The sequence below is a fragment of the Escherichia sp. MOD1-EC6021 genome (assembly GCF_002965245.1).
Classification (GTDB): Bacteria; Pseudomonadota; Gammaproteobacteria; order Enterobacterales; family Enterobacteriaceae; genus Escherichia; species Escherichia coli_F.
Map to the genome: position 1 here is coordinate 58,713 of NZ_PTRU01000020.1, position 15,094 is coordinate 73,806.

Below are 15,094 nucleotides of genomic sequence, written 5' to 3' on the forward strand. Positions count from 1 at the left end.
ATATGCAGGAGAAGATGATGAGTTATCAGCCACAAACCGAAGCCGCCACCAGCCGTTTTCTGAATGTAGAAGAAGCGGGTAAAACGCTGCGCATCCATTTTAATGACTGCGGTCAAGGCGACGAAACCGTTGTCCTGCTGCACGGCTCCGGCCCGGGGGCTACGGGCTGGGCGAACTTCAGCCGCAATATCGATCCGCTGGTAGAAGCTGGTTATCGGGTGATCCTGCTGGATTGTCCTGGTTGGGGTAAGAGCGATTCGATCGTTAACAGTGGTTCGCGATCGGATCTCAATGCGCGCATCCTGAAAAGCGTGGTAGATCAACTGGATATCGCCAAAATCCACCTGCTGGGCAACTCGATGGGCGGTCACAGTTCTGTGGCGTTCACCCTTAACTGGCCGGAGCGCGTCGGCAAACTGGTGCTGATGGGCGGCGGTACAGGTGGCATGAGTTTGTTTACGCCGATGCCAACTGAAGGCATTAAGCGACTGAATCAGCTTTATCGCCAGCCGACTATCGAAAATCTGAAGCTGATGATGGATATCTTCGTTTTCGATACCAGCGATTTGACCGACGCCCTGTTTGAAGCGCGCCTGAATAATATGCTGTCGCGCCGCGATCACCTGGAAAACTTCGTTAAGAGCCTGGAAGCCAATCCGAAACAGTTCCCGGATTTTGGTCCACGTCTGGCGGAAATCAAAGCGCAAACTCTGATTGTCTGGGGGCGTAACGACCGTTTTGTGCCGATGGATGCAGGGCTGCGTCTGCTTTCTGGCATCGCCGGTTCTGAGCTGCATATCTTCCGCGACTGTGGTCATTGGGCGCAGTGGGAACATGCCGACGCTTTCAATCAACTGGTACTGAATTTCCTCGCACGTCCTTAAGGAACGGTCATGACGAAGCATACTCTTGAGCAACTGGCGGCGGATTTACGCCGCGCCGCAGAACAGGGCGAAGCGATTGCGCCGCTGCGCGATCTGATTGGTATCGATAACGCTGAAGCGGCCTACGCCATTCAGCACATAAATGTGCAATATGACGTTGCGCAGGGGCGTCGCGTGGTGGGGCGTAAAGTGGGACTGACGCATCCGAAAGTGCAGCAACAACTGGGCGTTGATCAACCGGATTTCGGGACATTATTTGCCGACATGTGTTATGGCGATAACGAAACCATTCCTTTTTCCCGTGTTCTGCAACCCCGCATTGAAGCGGAGATTGCACTGGTGTTGAACCGCGATCTACCCGCAACCGATATCACCTTCGACGAATTGTATAACGCCATTGAATGGGTACTTCCGGCGCTGGAAGTGGTGGGGAGCCGCATTCGCGACTGGTCGATTCAGTTTGTCGATACCGTGGCAGATAACGCCTCCTGTGGGGTGTATGTCATCGGCGGTCCGGCGCAACGTCCGGCGGGGTTAGACCTGAAAAACTGCGCCATGAAGATGACGCGTAATAACGAAGAGGTTTCCAGCGGGCGCGGCAGCGAATGCCTGGGACATCCGCTTAATGCCGCCGTCTGGCTGGCACGCAAAATGGCCAGTCTGGGTGAACCGCTGCGCGCCGGAGATATCATTCTTACCGGGGCATTAGGTCCGATGGTGGCGGTGAATGCGGGCGATCGTTTTGAAGCCCATATTGAAGGCATAGGTTCAGTTGCTGCGACATTTTCAAGCGCAGCCCCAAAAGGAAGTCTGTCATGAGTAAGCGTAAAGTCGCCATTATCGGTTCTGGCAACATTGGCACCGACCTGATGATTAAAATTTTGCGTCACGGTCAGCATCTGGAGATGGCGGTGATGGTCGGCATTGATCCTCAGTCCGACGGTCTGGCGCGTGCCAGACGTATGGGCGTCGCTACCACCCATGAAGGGGTGATTGGGCTGATGAACATGCCTGAATTTGCTGATATCGATATAGTGTTTGATGCGACCAGCGCGGGCGCGCATGTGAAAAACGATGCCGCTTTGCGCGAAGCGAAACCGGATATTCGCTTAATCGACCTGACGCCAGCTGCCATCGGCCCTTACTGCGTGCCGGTCGTTAATCTCGACGCAAACGTCGATCAATTGAACGTCAACATGGTCACCTGCGGCGGCCAGGCCACCATTCCGATGGTAGCGGCGGTTTCACGCGTGGCGCGTGTTCATTACGCCGAAATCATCGCTTCTATCGCCAGTAAATCTGCTGGCCCTGGCACGCGTGCCAATATCGATGAATTTACGGAGACCACCTCTCGAGCCATTGAAGTCGTAGGCGGCGCGGCAAAAGGGAAGGCGATTATTGTGCTTAATCCGGCAGAGCCGCCGTTGATGATGCGCGACACGGTGTATGTATTGAGCGATGAAGCTTCACAAGATGATATCGAAGCCTCAATCAATGAAATGGCTGAGGCGGTGCAGGCTTACGTACCGGGATATCGCCTGAAACAGCGCGTGCAGTTTGAAGTTATCCCGCAGGATAAACCGGTTAATTTACCGGGCATTGGTCAGTTCTCTGGGCTGAAAACGGCGGTCTGGCTGGAGGTCGAAGGCGCAGCGCATTATCTGCCTGCCTACGCAGGCAACCTCGACATTATGACTTCCAGTGCGCTGGCGACAGCAGAAAAAATGGCCCAGTCACTGGCGCGCAAGGCAGGAGAAGCGGCATGAACGGTAAAAAACTTTATATTTCAGACGTCACGTTGCGTGACGGTATGCACGCCATTCGTCATCAGTATTCACTTGAAAATGTCCGCCAGATTGCCAAAGCACTGGATGATGCCCGCGTGGATTCGATTGAAGTGGCCCATGGCGATGGTTTGCAGGGTTCCAGCTTTAACTATGGTTTCGGCGCACATAGCGACCTTGAATGGATTGAAGCGGCGGCGGATGTGGTGAAGCACGCCAAAATCGCGACGTTGTTGCTGCCAGGAATCGGCACTATTCACGATTTGAAAAATGCCTGGCAGGCTGGCGCGCGGGTGGTTCGTGTGGCTACGCACTGCACCGAAGCTGATGTTTCCGCTCAGCATATTCAGTATGCCCGCGAACTCGGAATGGATACCGTTGGCTTTCTGATGATGAGCCACATGACCACGCCGGAGAATCTCGCAAAGCAGGCAAAGCTGATGGAAGGCTACGGTGCGACCTGTATTTATGTGGTGGATTCTGGCGGTGCGATGAACATGAGCGATATCCGCGACCGTTTCCGCGCCCTGAAAGCGGTGCTGAAACCGGAAACGCAAACTGGCATGCATGCTCACCATAACCTGAGTCTTGGCGTGGCGAACTCTATCGCGGCGGTGGAAGAGGGCTGTGACCGCATCGACGCTAGCCTCGCGGGGATGGGCGCGGGTGCAGGTAACGCACCGCTGGAAGTGTTTATTGCCGCCGCGGATAAACTGGGCTGGCAGCATGGGACCGATCTCTATGCGTTAATGGATGCTGCTGACGACCTGGTGCGTCCGTTGCAGGATCGTCCGGTACGTGTCGACCGCGAAACGCTGGCGCTGGGATACGCTGGTGTTTACTCAAGCTTTTTGCGTCACTGTGAAACGGCGGCGGCGCGTTATGGTTTAAGCGCGGTGGATATTCTCGTTGAGCTGGGTAAACGCCGGATGGTCGGCGGCCAGGAGGATATGATCGTCGACGTGGCGCTGGATCTGTGCAACAACAAATCATGTTGACTGCTGACAACGTGCATTTTGTATACCCATCCCAGGCCTGATAAGACGCATCAGCATCGCATCTGGCATGGCGCACGACTGCCGGATGCGGCGTAAACGCCTTATCCGGCCTACGGATGGCGCGGGAATTTGTAGGCATGATAAGACGCGTCAGCGTCGAATCAGGCAATGGCGCACGACAGCCGGATGCGGCATAAACGCCTTATCCGGCCTACTTTCGTCCGTAGGCAGTCATTAAATGGTTTTGATTACGCGGCTGGCAATGTATCAGCCGCGATTCACCTGCATTCGCAACGAGGTTCATCTTATGTCGACTCGTACCCCTTCATCATCTTCATCCCGCCTGATGCTGACCATCGGGCTTTGTTTTTTAGTCGCTCTGATGGAAGGACTGGATCTTCAGGCGGCTGGCATTGCGGCGGGTGGCATCGCCCAGGCTTTTGCACTCGATAAAATGCAAATGGGCTGGATATTCAGTGCCGGAATACTCGGTTTGCTACCCGGCGCGCTGGTTGGCGGAATGCTGGCGGACCGTTATGGTCGTAAACGCATTTTGATTGGTTCAGTTGCGCTGTTTGGTTTGTTCTCGCTGGCAACGGCTATTGCCTGGGATTTCCCCTCACTGGTCTTTGCGCGGCTGATGACCGGTGTCGGGCTGGGGGCGGCGTTGCCGAATCTTATCGCCCTGACGTCTGAAGCGGCGGGGCCACGTTTTCGTGGAACGGCGGTGAGCCTGATGTATTGCGGGGTTCCCATTGGCGCGGCGCTGGCGGCGACACTGGGTTTTGCAGGGGCAAACTTAGCCTGGCAAACGGTGTTTTGGGTCGGTGGTGTAGTGCCGCTGATTCTGGTGCCGCTATTAATGCACTGGCTGCCGGAGTCGGCGGTGTTCGCTGGCGAAAAACAGGCCGCGCCTCCACTGCGTGCGTTATTTGCGCCAGAAACGGCAACCGCAACGCTGCTGCTGTGGTTGTGTTATTTCTTCACTTTGCTGGTGGTCTACATGTTGATCAACTGGCTACCGCTGCTTTTAGTGGAACAAGGATTCCAGCCATCGCAGGCGGCAGGGGTGATGTTTGCACTACAAATGGGGGCGGCAAGCGGGACGTTAATATTGGGCGCCTTGATGGATAAACTGCGTCCAATGACCATGTCGCTACTGATTTATAGCGGTATGTTAGCTTCGCTGTTAGCGCTGGGAACGGTGTCATCATTTAACGGTATGTTGCTGGCGGGATTCGTCGCAGGGTTGTTTGCAACAGGTGGGCAAAGCGTTTTGTATGCATTGGCTCCGTTGTTTTACAGTTCGCAGATCCGCGCAACCGGCGTGGGAACCGCCGTGGCGATTGGGCGTCTGGGTGCCATGAGCGGCCCGTTGCTGGCAGGGAAAATGCTGGCATTAGGCACTGGCACGGTTGGCGTAATGGCCGCATCTGCGCCGGGTATTCTTGTTGCTGGATTAGCGGTGTTTATTTTGATGAGTCGAAAATCCCGAATGCAGCCGTGCGCTGATGCCTGACGCGCCTTATTAAGCCGGGGCGAAAGGGACTTGCCCCCCAATACACCCACGGCGTTTACAGGTATACTCGCTAAAAATTATTCAGCGGGTTTGGAAACAAAGATGGCAAAACTTACCTTACAAGAGCAGTTGCTCAAAGCAGGATTAGTCACCAGCAAAAAAGCGGCGAAGGTCGAGAGAACGGCGAAAAAATCGCGCGTTCAGGCGCGTGAAGCTCGGGCGGCGGTAGAAGAAAATAAAAAGGCACAGCTTGAGCGTGATAAACAGCTTAGCGAGCAGCAAAAACAAGCGGCACTGGCGAAAGAATATAAAGCTCAGGTGAAGCAGCTTATTGAAATGAACCGGATCACCATTGCCAATGGCGATATCGGTTTTAACTTTACCGATGGCAATCTGATTAAGAAGATTTTTGTCGATAAGCTCACACAAACGCAGTTGATTAATGGTCGTCTGGCGATTGCCCGCTTGTTGGTCGATAACAATAGCGAAGGTGAATACGCCATTATTCCCGCCAGCGTTGCCGATAAAATTGCTCAGCGTGATGCCAGCAGTATTGTGTTGCACAGCGCGCTCAGCGCCGAAGAGCAGGATGAAGACGATCCGTATGCCGACTTTAAAGTGCCTGATGATTTGATGTGGTAAACATAGATAAGTCGTGCGCAGATGCCTGATGCGACGCTGACGCGTCTTATCATACCTACGGCTCATGGGCGAAATGTAGGCCGGATAAGGCGTTCACGCCGCATCCGGCAGTTGTGCGCAGATGCCTGATGCGACGCTATGCGCGTCTTATCATGCCTACGGCTCATGGGCGAAATGTAGGCCGGATAAGGCGTTCACGCCGCATCCGGCAGTTGTGCGCAGATGCCTGATGCGACGCTATGCGCGTCTTATCATGCCTACGGTTTATGGGCGAAATGTAGGCGGATAAGGCGTTCACGCCGCATCCGGCTGGCGTGCGCGGATGCTCAACGCATATTCAGTTTATTGGCGTGGTAGGCAATATGCTCGCCAATAAAACTGGAGACAAAATAATAGCTGTGATCATAACCCTCGTGATAACGGATTAACGTTTTGATATTCATCTGCTGGCAGATCTTTTCAAGATTTGGAGTCCGCAGCTGTTCTGCGTAAAAATCATCACTCAATCCCTGATCAACCATGATTTCCGCAACGCGTTGACCTTGTGAAATAAGGCTCACCGGATCGTAATCCAACCAGGCATCTTTATTTTCACCAAGATACGCGGCAAAGGCTTGCTGTCCCCACGGTACTTGCGATGGGGAGACAATGGGCGAAAACGCCGAGACGCTGACATATTCATCTGGGTTACGTAACGCCAGCACCAGCGCGCCCAGCCCGCCCATAGAATGACCTGAGATAGACTTTCTGGTCGTTGCCGGAAAATGTTGCATCACTAAATCCGGCAGCTCGTTGTGGATATAATCATACATTTTGTAATGTTCATTCCACGGCGCTTGCGTTGCGTTCAGGTAAAACCCGGCACCTTGTCCGAGATCGTAACGGTCGGCATCTGCGACATGACTGCCTCGCGGACTGGTGTCTGGCGCAACAACAATAATGTTGTGCTCAGCCGCGTAACGTTGCATCCCCGATTTAGTAATGAAATTCTGCTCGTTACAGGTCAGGCCCGAAAGCCAGTACAGTACCGGCAATTTTTCATTCCCGGCTTTTGGCGGGAGATAGACACCGACATTCATTTCACATTTCAGTGATTGGGAATAATGCCGATACACATTTTGCCAGCCGCCAAAGCTGGCATGTTTTTCAATGAGTTCCATCAGTCATTATCTCATGGTTAATCCCCGGACGGCTGCCCGGGGACGGTATTGAGAACCCCGTCTGAACTGGACGGGGCGAAATCAGCGGGAAATCAGTAACGAATTACGGTTCGAATGGATTTGCCTTCATGCATCAGGTCGAAGGCGTCATTAATTTCATCCAGGCTCATGGTATGCGTGACAAACGGTTCCAGATCGATATCGCCTTTCATCGCATCTTCAACCATACCCGGTAACTGGGAACGACCTTTCACGCCGCCAAACGCGGAACCTTTCCATACGCGACCGGTGACCAACTGGAATGGACGGGTGGAGATTTCCTGACCGGAACCCGCGACCCCGATGATCACCGACTGACCCCAGCCGCGGTGAGCACTTTCCAGCGCCGCACGCATCACGTTGACGTTACCGATGCACTCAAAGGTATGGTCGATACCCCATTTGTTGATATCCAGCAGGACATCTTTAATCGGTTTGTCGTAGTCATTCGGGTTAATGCAGTCGGTAGCACCGAAACGACGCGCCAGATCGAATTTCTTCGGGTTAGTGTCGATAGCGATAATCCGTCCCGCCTTCGCCTGACGAGCCCCCTGAACCACTGCCAGACCAATCGCGCCAAGACCAAACACGGCAACAGAATCACCTGGCTGGACTTTAGCAGTGTTATGCACCGCGCCAATGCCAGTGGTCACGCCACAGCCCAGCAGGCAGACGTGTTCATGGTTTGCTTCTGGATTAATTTTGGCCAGAGACACTTCCGCAACCACGGTGTATTCACTGAATGTAGAGCATCCCATGTAGTGATACAGCGGCTGCCCGTTGTAAGAAAAACGGGTGGTGCCGTCTGGCATCAGGCCTTTGCCCTGAGTCTCGCGAACTGCGACACAGAGGTTAGTTTTGCCGGAACGACAGAACTCACACTCGCCGCACTCTGCGGTATAAAGCGGGATCACATGGTCGCCAGGTTTGACGCTGGTTACGCCTTCACCGACTTCAACCACAACGCCGGCCCCTTCGTGACCGAGAACTACCGGGAATACACCTTCCGGGTCATCGCCGGAGAGGGTAAATGCGTCGGTATGGCAAACGCCGGTATGGGTGACTTTAATCAGCACTTCACCTTTTTTCGGTGGTGCAACGTCAATTTCAACGATTTCCAGCGGTTTACCGGGAGCAAATGCAACGGCAGCACGTGATTTCATCTCTCGCTCTTCCTCAATATGGTAATAGATTCAGCTATTTAAGATAGGCACGAACCAGTTCAATAGTGTCGTCAACGGATTGGCTGACTTCGCGGCTGTAGCAGTCATTTCGGTCAAACGTTTCCCGGATATGGCTTTCAAGCACTTCTGCCATCAGCCCGTTAGCCGCGCCCCGAACGGCAGCGATCTGTTGGAGTATGGCACGGCATTCGGCATCACCCTCCAGCGACCGTTCCAGAGCATCAATTTGCCCCCGAATACGACGAACTCGAGTAAGGACCTTTTTCTTCTCTTCCGGAGTACTGGGCATTTCGCACCTCATCATCTGCACGCAATATACTATAGGGGGGTATGCTATATGTCAATGCATACCCCCCTATAGTATATAGCATTGGAGCATAAAATTTATCCGGCCCCAGTATTTGTATGCATGATAAGAGGCGTGAGCGCTGCACCAGGCGATGTTTGTTAAAAATAGCAAAATGCGCATATTCGCTAACCATTGCCAGTTTTTTTCTAAAAACGCTTTGTTCTTAACAAGACGTTTTAATTCCTTTATCAAACTGACCCGCAACGAAATACTGCTCCCATAACAAGACAGGGGAGCAGACAATCATGGCAATTTCATCGCGTAACACACTTCTTGCCGCACTGGCATTCATCGCTTTTCAGGCACAGGCGGTGAACGTCACCGTGGCCTATCAAACCTCCGCTGAACCGGCGAAAGTGGCTCAGGCTGATAACACCTTTGCTAAAGAGAGCGGGGCGACGGTGGACTGGCGCAAGTTTGACAGCGGAGCCAGCATCGTGCGAGCACTGGCTTCTGGCGACGTGCAAATCGGCAACCTCGGTTCCAGCCCATTAGCGGTTGCAGCCAGCCAACAGGTGCCGATTGAAGTCTTCTTGCTGGCGTCAAAACTGGGTAACTCCGAAGCGCTGGTGGTGAAGAAAACCATCAGCAAACCCGAAGATCTCATTGGTAAACGCATCGCCGTACCGTTTATCTCCACCACCCACTACAGCCTGCTGGCGGCGCTGAAACACTGGGGTATTAAACCTGGGCAAGTTGAGATTGTGAACCTGCAGCCGCCCGCGATTATCGCCGCATGGCAGCGGGGAGATATTGATGGTGCTTATGTCTGGGCACCGGCGGTTAACGCCCTGGAAAAAGATGGCAAGGTGCTGACCGATTCTGAACAGGTCGGGCAGTGGGGCGCGCCGACACTGGACGTCTGGGTCGTGCGCAAAGATTTTGCCGAGAAACATCCTGAAGTCGTGAAAGCGTTCGCTAAAAGCGCCATCGATGCTCAGCAACCGTACATTGCTAACCCAGACGCGTGGCTGAAACAGCCGGAAAACATCAGCAAGCTGGCGCGTTTAAGCGGCGTGCCGGAAGGTGACGTTCCGGGGCTGGTGAAGGGGAATACCTATCTGACGCCGCAGCAACAAACGGCAGAACTGACCGGACCGGTGAATAAAGCGATCATCGATACCGCGCAGTTTTTGAAAGATCAGGGCAAAGTCCCTGCCGTGGCGAATGATTACAGCCAGTACGTGACCTCGCGCTTCGTGCAATAAAAGGAGGCGCAGATGCTGCAAATCTCTCATCTTTACGCCGATTATGGCGGCAAACCGGCGTTGGAAGATATCAACCTGACGCTGGAAAGCGGCGAGCTTCTGGTGGTTCTGGGACCGTCTGGCTGCGGCAAAACCACCTTGCTGAATCTGATTGCCGGTTTTGTGCCTTATCAGCATGGCAGCATTCAACTGGCGGGTAAGTGCATTGAGGGACCGGGCGCAGAGCGGGGCGTGGTTTTTCAGAATGAAGGGCTGTTGCCGTGGCGTAATGTGGTAGACAACGTGGCATTCGGCCTGCAACTGGCAGGTGTAGAGAAAGTACAGCGCCTGGAAATCGCGCACCAGATGCTGAAAAAAGTGGGGCTGGAAGGCGCAGAAAAACGCTATATCTGGCAGCTTTCCGGCGGTCAACGTCAGCGGGTAGGGATTGCCCGCGCGCTGGCGGCAAATCCCCAGCTGTTATTACTCGACGAACCGTTTGGCGCGCTGGACGCCTTCACCCGCGACCAGATGCAAACCCTGCTGCTGAAACTCTGGCAGGAGACGGGCAAGCAGGTGCTGTTGATTACCCACGATATAGAAGAAGCGGTGTTTATGGCGACTGAACTGGTTCTGCTTTCACCCGGCCCAGGCCGCGTGCTGGAACGCCTGCCGCTCAACTTCGCCCGCCGCTTTGTTGCCGGGGAACCGAGCCGCAGCATCAAGTCCGATCCACAATTCATCGCCATGCGCGAATATGTTTTAAGCCGCGTATTTGAGCAACGGGAGGCGTTCTCATGAGTGTGCTCATTAATGAAAAACTGCATTCGCATCGGCTGAAATGGCGCTGGCCGCTCTCGCGTCAGGTGACCTTAAGCATTGGTACGTTAGCGGTTTTGCTCACTGTATGGTGGGCAGTCGCGGCGCTGCAACTGATTAGCCCACTGTTTTTGCCGCCACCGCAACAGGTACTGGCAAAACTGCTCACCATTGCCGGGCCGCAGGGATTTATGGATGCCACGCTGTGGCAGCATCTGGCAGCCAGCCTGACGCGCATTTTGCTGGCGCTACTCGCGGCGGTGTTGATCGGTATTCCGGTCGGGATCGCCATGGGGCTAAGTCCGACGGTGCGGGGCATTCTGGATCCGATAATCGAGCTTTATCGTCCGGTGCCGCCGCTGGCTTATTTGCCGTTGATGGTGATCTGGTTTGGTATTGGTGAAACCTCAAAGATCTTACTGATCTATTTAGCGATTTTTGCGCCGGTGGCGATGTCGGCGCTGGCGGGGGTGAAAAGCGCGCAGCAGGTTCGCATTCGTGCCGCCCAGTCGCTGGGTGCCAGCCGTGCGCAGGTGCTGTGGTTTGTTATTTTGCCCGGCGCGCTGCCGGAAATCCTCACCGGATTACGCATTGGTCTGGGTGTGGGTTGGTCTACCCTGGTGGCCGCGGAGCTGATTGCCGCAACGCGCGGTTTGGGTTTTATGGTCCAGTCAGCGGGTGAATTTCTCGCGACTGACGTGGTGCTGGCGGGGATCGCGGTGATTGCGATTATCGCCTTTCTTTTAGAACTGGGTCTGCGCGCGTTACAGCGCCGCCTGACGCCCTGGCATGGAGAAGTACAATGAGTGAACGTCTGAGCATTACCCCGCTGGGGCCGTATATCGGTGCACAAATTTCGGGTGCCGACCTGACGCGTCCGTTAAGCGATAATCAGTTTGAACAGCTTTACCATGCGGTACTGCGCCATCAGGTGGTGTTTCTGCGCGATCAAGCCATTACACCGCAGCAGCAACGCGCGCTGGCCCAGCGTTTTGGCGAACTGCATATTCATCCTGTTTACCCTCATGCCGAAGGGGTTGAGGAGATCATCGTACTGGATACTCATAACGATAATCCGCCGGATAACGATAACTGGCACACCGATGTGACATTTATTGAAACGCCACCCGCAGGGGCGATTCTGGCGGCGAAAGAGTTACCCTCGACTGGCGGCGATACGCTCTGGAGCAGCGGTATTGCGGCCTATGAGGCGCTCTCAGCTCCCTTCCGTCAACTATTGAGCGGGCTACGTGCGGAGCATGATTTCCGTAAATCGTTCCCGGAATACAAGTACCGCAAAACCGAGGATGAGCATCAACGCTGGCGCGAGGCGGTCGCGAAAAATCCACCGTTGCTCCATCCGGTTGTGCGAACGCATCCGGTGACCGGTAAACAGGCGCTGTTTGTGAACGAAGGTTTTACCACACGAATTGTTGATGTCAGCGATAAAGAGAGCGAAGCCTTGTTAGGTTTTTTGTTTGCCCATATCACTAAACCGGAGTTTCAGGTGCGCTGGCGCTGGCAACCGAATGATATTGCGATTTGGGATAACCGCGTGACTCAGCACTATGCCAATGCGGATTACCTGCCACAGCGGCGGATTATGCATCGGGCGACGATTCTTGGGGATATTCCGTTTTATCGGGCGGGGTAAGGGGGAAATGCCGGGTTGGATAACCCGGCATAATGATCATTAACGCAGAATCTTCTTCTCAGCCAAATCCAGCGCAAAGTAGCTGAAAATCAGATCCGCACCCGCACGCTTAATCGAACCTAAGCTTTCGAGCACGACTTTCTCTTCATCTATAGCACCCGCCAGCGCGGCGAACTTAATCATCGCGTACTCACCGCTCACCTGATACGCACCAATCGGCAATTCAGTACGCTCACGCAGCTCACGCACGATGTCGAGGTAAGCTCCGGCTGGTTTAACCATCAGGCAGTCTGCGCCCTGGGCTTCATCCAGCAGTGACTCACGAATCGCCTCGCGACGGTTCATTGGGTTCATCTGATAACTTTTGCGGTCGCCTTTTAATGCGCTTCCGGCCGCTTCACGGAACGGGCCATAAAAGGAGGAGGCGAACTTGGTCGAATACGACATAATCGCCGTATCTTTAAAGCCCGCAGCGTCCAGCGCCTGGCGAATTGCTTGTACCTGGCCATCCATCGCGGCGGAAGGGGCGATGAAGTCTGCGCCTGCAGCAGCTGCAACCACGGCTTGCTTGCCTAAATTTTCCAGAGTCGCGTCGTTGTCGACGCCATGCTCGCACAGCACACCGCAGTGACCGTGAGATGTGTATTCACAGAAACAAGTGTCTGACATGACGATCATTTCTGGCACGGTCTGCTTGCAGATGCGCGACATACGCGCCACCAGTCCATCTTCCCGCCAGGCATCGCTGCCGGTTTCATCGGTATGGTGAGAGATGCCGAAAGTCATCACGGAACGAATACCGGCGTTGGCGATGCGTTCAATTTCGCGTGCCAGATGTTTCTCTGGAATGCGCATCACGCCTGGCATGGCTTCAACGGCTTTGTAGTCGTCAATTTCTTCTTCAACAAAGATCGGCAACACCAGGTCGTTAAGGCTAAGTGTTGTCTCTTCAAACATAGCGCGCAGCGCAGGAGATTTGCGCAGGCGACGAGGGCGTTGGATTAGGTCTGTCATGGTCTGCCTGATGTTTGTGGAATCGAGGGGCATAGTATACCTGAAGCAGGGTGGGGATGTTTTACGAAAGTTGTCGCGATGTTGACAAGAAGAGAATGAATGAGAGGTCAGGACATCTTTGTAATAGAAATAGCAATAAATTTATATTCATTGAAAATATTTTTAATTTTTATTTATAGCTATAGATTATTGTTTTTGGGGATTTGGTGACGTTTTCAAAAAGTGAATAGCGTAAAGTTCATTGCTTATTGATACATTATTTGTCTGGTTTGGTTGTTTTATATTTTTATGGTCTATGTTTTAAAATTGGCGCTTTCATTAACCTATTGAAATAATGTATTTTTGTTATTTATTTCTTTATGTGTGTTCACGTGCTTTATATATGTCCGCAATCGGACTTAGGGGAAAGAATAATTGAACCATTCCTCTATAACGCCGCATAATCGTAAACGCGAAACATAATATGTTTTCTATGCATTGATAATTGATGGATCAACTTATTACGTCCCTGAGGAGGGATGACAAATGCACTCCTGGAAAAAGAAACTTGTAGTATCACAATTAGCATTGGCTTGCACTCTGGCTATCACCTCTCAGGCTAATGCAGCTACTTATGACACCTGGACATATGTCGATAACGCGGCTACTGGTCTTAACTGGACCAATATGGATAATCCGGGCACTGTAGACGGTAACTATGTGAATTATAGTGGCTTTGTCTACTATAACAACACCAATGGCGACTTCGATCAGTCTTTTAACGGTGATACTGTTAACGGCACGATTTCTACATATTATCTGAACCACGACTACACTGATGGTACAAATGGCAATGCTAACCAGCTTGATATTGCTAATTCAGTAATTCACGGCTCAATCACTTCTATGCTGCCTGGTGGTGATCTCTGGCATAATAATGCTTATGATCAAAGCTATGGCTACATTCAGGCTGGTGATACAGTTATTGATACAACGTGGTATGACGGTGATGTATTCACTCTGAATATTGCTAACTCCACTATTGATGATGACTATGAAGCACTTTACTTTACTGATTACTACAAAGATGGCGATGTAACTAAATCTACTAACGGCACTTTTGACGTTAGCGAAGGCGTTGCTGTTAATCTTAATGTAGAAAGTAACATCAATATCTCCAATAACTCCCGTGTTGCAGGTATTGCGTTATCTCAAGGTAGTACTTACAACAATACTTACACTACAGAATCCCATACTTGGGATAACAATATTAATGTCTCTAACTCAACCGTAACCACCGGTTCAAATACCGTGTTGGAAAGTTCTGGTTATGGTCATTTCGGTAACTCTGGTGAGCCGAGTGATTATGCTGGTCCGGGTGACGTTGCATTGTCTTTCACTGACAGTACTTCAGACTATGCAATGAAGAACAATGTATATTTCAGCAATTCTACTCTGGTGGGTGATGTTGCGTTTACCAGCACCTGGAACGCTAATTTTGATCCAAGTGGTCATGATTCTAACGGTGACGGCGTAAAAGATACCAATGCTGGTTGGGTTGATGATAGCCTGAACGTTGATGAGCTGAATATTACTCTTGATAATGGAAGCAAGTGGGTTGGACAGGCTACATTCAATGCTGAAACCATTTCTCCAGACACAATGTATGATGTTGCAACTAACAGTTTGACCCCTGGTGGAACAGCTGAAGCTAATGGTTGGAATCGCATCATCGATAATAAAGTATTCCAGAGTGGTGTATTTAACGTAGCGTTGAATAACGGTTCTGAATGGGACACTACAGGTGGATTTGCCCCTATATTTCCAGACACCTGTTATCACTTAACCCATTACTGGCTTGCTGCCGTAGATATTCCCGTGG

At 52.4% G+C, this 15,094-nt stretch carries 14 protein-coding genes and 1 pseudogene; 11 read left to right on the plus strand and 4 right to left on the minus strand.

The genetic code is table 11. The annotated features are described in order from the left end of the window. Nucleotides 1-17: 17 nt before the first annotated feature. The 6 genes from mhpC (at nt 18) to BEB54_RS20190 (ending at nt 5,827) form a co-directional block, all read left to right on the plus strand. Nucleotides 18-884, plus strand: a complete 867-nt coding sequence (gene mhpC / locus BEB54_RS20165) for a 2-hydroxy-6-oxonona-2,4-dienedioate hydrolase (protein ID WP_000121898.1) — start codon at nt 18-20, stop codon at nt 882-884. A gap of 9 nt (nt 885-893) precedes the next feature. After that, the gene (mhpD, locus tag BEB54_RS20170; protein ID WP_000160731.1) at nt 894-1,703 is read left to right on the plus strand and encodes a 2-keto-4-pentenoate hydratase; all 810 of its coding nucleotides are present in this window, start codon (nt 894-896) and stop codon (nt 1,701-1,703) included. Continuing rightward, the gene (gene mhpF, locus BEB54_RS20175) at nt 1,700-2,650 is read left to right on the plus strand and encodes an acetaldehyde dehydrogenase (RefSeq protein WP_000044306.1); all 951 of its coding nucleotides are present in this window, start codon (nt 1,700-1,702) and stop codon (nt 2,648-2,650) included. The genes mhpD and mhpF overlap by 4 nt, the downstream gene beginning before the upstream one ends. Further along, the gene (gene mhpE, locus BEB54_RS20180) at nt 2,647-3,666 is read left to right on the plus strand and encodes a 4-hydroxy-2-oxovalerate aldolase (RefSeq protein WP_001013506.1); all 1,020 of its coding nucleotides are present in this window, start codon (nt 2,647-2,649) and stop codon (nt 3,664-3,666) included. The genes mhpF and mhpE overlap by 4 nt, the downstream gene beginning before the upstream one ends. Nucleotides 3,667-3,973: 307 nt before the next feature. Then, a complete protein-coding gene (mhpT, locus tag BEB54_RS20185) occupies nt 3,974-5,185 on the plus strand; it encodes a 3-(3-hydroxy-phenyl)propionate transporter MhpT (protein ID WP_105277251.1) in 1,212 nt (403 codons plus the stop codon). A 102-nt stretch (nt 5,186-5,287) separates the two neighbouring features. Further along, on the plus strand, nt 5,288-5,827 hold the full coding sequence (locus BEB54_RS20190) for a DUF2058 domain-containing protein (protein WP_001096710.1): 540 nt from the start codon (nt 5,288-5,290) through the stop codon (nt 5,825-5,827). 326 nt (nt 5,828-6,153) lie between these two features. Here BEB54_RS20190 and fghA read toward each other — a convergent pair whose 3' ends face one another. The 3 genes from fghA to frmR all read right to left on the minus strand — a co-directional run bounded on the left by fghA (nt 6,154) and on the right by frmR (nt 8,499). Continuing rightward, the gene (fghA, locus tag BEB54_RS20195) at nt 6,154-6,987 is read right to left on the minus strand and encodes an S-formylglutathione hydrolase (protein ID WP_105277186.1); all 834 of its coding nucleotides are present in this window, start codon (nt 6,985-6,987) and stop codon (nt 6,154-6,156) included. 92 nt (nt 6,988-7,079) lie between these two features. Beyond that, complete coding sequence (frmA, locus tag BEB54_RS20200) at nt 7,080-8,189, minus strand: S-(hydroxymethyl)glutathione dehydrogenase (protein WP_000842102.1); 1,110 nt, start codon at nt 8,187-8,189, stop codon at nt 7,080-7,082. A gap of 34 nt (nt 8,190-8,223) precedes the next feature. Further along, a complete protein-coding gene (frmR, locus tag BEB54_RS20205; protein WP_001141271.1) occupies nt 8,224-8,499 on the minus strand; it encodes a formaldehyde-responsive transcriptional repressor FrmR in 276 nt (91 codons plus the stop codon). Between the two features lie 305 nt (nt 8,500-8,804). On the opposite strand from frmR, the gene tauA reads away from it, so the two are divergent. From tauA to tauD, 4 genes are read left to right on the plus strand one after another with little or no spacing between them, the layout of a single operon-like run. Continuing rightward, complete coding sequence (gene tauA / locus BEB54_RS20210) at nt 8,805-9,767, plus strand: taurine ABC transporter substrate-binding protein (RefSeq protein ID WP_001018415.1); 963 nt, start codon at nt 8,805-8,807, stop codon at nt 9,765-9,767. Between the two features lie 12 nt (nt 9,768-9,779). Continuing rightward, complete coding sequence (tauB, locus tag BEB54_RS20215; protein ID WP_039021002.1) at nt 9,780-10,547, plus strand: taurine ABC transporter ATP-binding subunit; 768 nt, start codon at nt 9,780-9,782, stop codon at nt 10,545-10,547. After that, the gene (gene tauC, locus BEB54_RS20220) at nt 10,544-11,371 is read left to right on the plus strand and encodes a taurine ABC transporter permease TauC (RefSeq protein WP_000114579.1); all 828 of its coding nucleotides are present in this window, start codon (nt 10,544-10,546) and stop codon (nt 11,369-11,371) included. Before tauB ends, tauC begins: the two co-directional genes overlap by 4 nt. After that, the gene (gene tauD / locus BEB54_RS20225) at nt 11,368-12,219 is read left to right on the plus strand and encodes a taurine dioxygenase (protein ID WP_105277187.1); all 852 of its coding nucleotides are present in this window, start codon (nt 11,368-11,370) and stop codon (nt 12,217-12,219) included. The genes tauC and tauD overlap by 4 nt, the downstream gene beginning before the upstream one ends. A gap of 39 nt (nt 12,220-12,258) precedes the next feature. Here tauD and hemB read toward each other — a convergent pair whose 3' ends face one another. Next, entirely contained in the window at nt 12,259-13,233 is a 975-nt protein-coding gene (gene hemB, locus BEB54_RS20230) for a porphobilinogen synthase (protein ID WP_001295337.1), read from the minus strand. Nucleotides 13,234-13,758: 525 nt separating this feature from the next. Between hemB and BEB54_RS20235 the strand changes: the two are divergent. Continuing rightward, nucleotides 13,759-15,094, plus strand: a pseudogene (locus tag BEB54_RS20235) (autotransporter outer membrane beta-barrel domain-containing protein); the annotation flags it as partial.

Bases quoted from the DNA above. Each gene is read 5' to 3' on its own strand.
- mhpC (WP_000121898.1), top strand. From the start codon at position 18: ATGAGTTATCAGCCACAAACCGAAGCCGCCACCAGCCGTTTTCTGAAT.
- mhpD (WP_000160731.1), top strand. From the start codon at position 894: ATGACGAAGCATACTCTTGAGCAACTGGCGGCGGATTTACGCCGCGCC.
- mhpF (WP_000044306.1), top strand. From the start codon at position 1,700: ATGAGTAAGCGTAAAGTCGCCATTATCGGTTCTGGCAACATTGGCACC.
- mhpE (WP_001013506.1), top strand. From the start codon at position 2,647: ATGAACGGTAAAAAACTTTATATTTCAGACGTCACGTTGCGTGACGGT.
- mhpT (WP_105277251.1), top strand. From the start codon at position 3,974: ATGTCGACTCGTACCCCTTCATCATCTTCATCCCGCCTGATGCTGACC.
- BEB54_RS20190 (WP_001096710.1), top strand. From the start codon at position 5,288: ATGGCAAAACTTACCTTACAAGAGCAGTTGCTCAAAGCAGGATTAGTC.
- fghA (WP_105277186.1), bottom strand. From the start codon at position 6,987: ATGGAACTCATTGAAAAACATGCCAGCTTTGGCGGCTGGCAAAATGTG.
- frmA (WP_000842102.1), bottom strand. From the start codon at position 8,189: ATGAAATCACGTGCTGCCGTTGCATTTGCTCCCGGTAAACCGCTGGAA.
- frmR (WP_001141271.1), bottom strand. From the start codon at position 8,499: ATGCCCAGTACTCCGGAAGAGAAGAAAAAGGTCCTTACTCGAGTTCGT.
- tauA (WP_001018415.1), top strand. From the start codon at position 8,805: ATGGCAATTTCATCGCGTAACACACTTCTTGCCGCACTGGCATTCATC.
- tauB (WP_039021002.1), top strand. From the start codon at position 9,780: ATGCTGCAAATCTCTCATCTTTACGCCGATTATGGCGGCAAACCGGCG.
- tauC (WP_000114579.1), top strand. From the start codon at position 10,544: ATGAGTGTGCTCATTAATGAAAAACTGCATTCGCATCGGCTGAAATGG.
- tauD (WP_105277187.1), top strand. From the start codon at position 11,368: ATGAGTGAACGTCTGAGCATTACCCCGCTGGGGCCGTATATCGGTGCA.
- hemB (WP_001295337.1), bottom strand. From the start codon at position 13,233: ATGACAGACCTAATCCAACGCCCTCGTCGCCTGCGCAAATCTCCTGCG.